The 995-nt window shown below is 50.5% G+C and carries 2 protein-coding genes; one reads left to right on the top strand and one right to left on the bottom strand.

The window, feature by feature from the left end; genetic code table 11:
• Positions 1-250 (bottom strand): hypothetical protein (locus N2315_09430; GenBank protein MCX7829391.1); only part of this gene is annotated, 250 nt, incomplete at its 3' end.
• A 117-nt stretch (positions 251-367) separates the two neighbouring features.
• Here N2315_09430 and N2315_09425 point away from each other — a divergent pair.
• Positions 368-995 (top strand): TIGR00266 family protein (locus tag N2315_09425; GenBank protein MCX7829390.1); only part of this gene is annotated, 628 nt, incomplete at its 3' end.

The following is a 995-nucleotide window of genomic DNA, read 5'->3' as shown; positions in this document are numbered from 1 at the left end:
CATTCAATCTAATCGTCGTAGGGACCTTCCAGATAAGGGTGGTAATACCTGTTTCATCATCATATTCCAGACGGGCCACTTCTTCAGGATCAAGGGCAGAAGCTATGTTGTGGGGATCAAGGTTGTAGGTGTTTACAAGTTCATCCATCTCTTTCTGGGTTACCTCAAAGAAATGAAATACCGTGGGGGCATCGGGGGCTTCCACAAAACCGTTCCGTGAAAAAGTGTATTTCCGTACCATTGCGTTCACCTATTTTAATAAAAAGCTTTGTTTCTCATAACACAAGGTGTTACCCTTGCATAAGGGGCCAGGACCCATTACTCTCATTGTAGAACAGGGATCCACAAAAAGCAAAAGGAGGCAACCATGCGATACGAGATTCACCATGCGCCAGTCTTTTCCACCCTTCATATCACCCTTGATGCTCGGGAACAGATCAAGGCCGAGGCCGGAGCCATGGCGGCCATGAGCCCTTCGGTGGAGCTCCAGGCGAAAACCACCGGCAAGGGGCTTTTCGGGGCCATCGGCGCCGCCCTGGGCGGAGAAAACATCTTTGCTTCGCTCTTTACGGCTCAAGAGGATGGAAGCGAGCTTATCCTTGCTCCGTCCTACCCCGGCGACATTCTGGTAGTAGAATTAGAAGGGAACGGTCTTTTCGCCCAGGGCGGCGCCTGGCTGGCCAGCAGTCCAGAAATAGAACTACAAACCAAGGGTTCCATGAAGGCCCTCTTTTCGGGGGAAGGTCTTTTTCTACAACATCTGCGTGGCAGGGGACCGGTATTTCTTTCTTCTTATGGGGCTATTATCAAGAAAACGCTCAGGGCAGGAGAAAGCTACAAAGTAGATTCGGGACACATCGTCGCCTTTGAAGAAACGGTTCAATATAAAATACGCACCGCCAGTCGGGGACTCATGTCGAGCATGTTAAGTGGAGAAGGACTCGTCTGTGAATATTATGGGCCCGGCACAATATGGCTCCAGAGCAGGAATCTCC

This window comes from Thermanaerothrix sp. (genome assembly GCA_026417795.1).
Lineage (GTDB): Bacteria > Synergistota > Synergistia > Synergistales > Synergistaceae > Thermanaerovibrio.
Note: the sequence above shows the minus strand (reverse complement) of the source record. Positions and strands in the feature narration are given on the sequence as shown.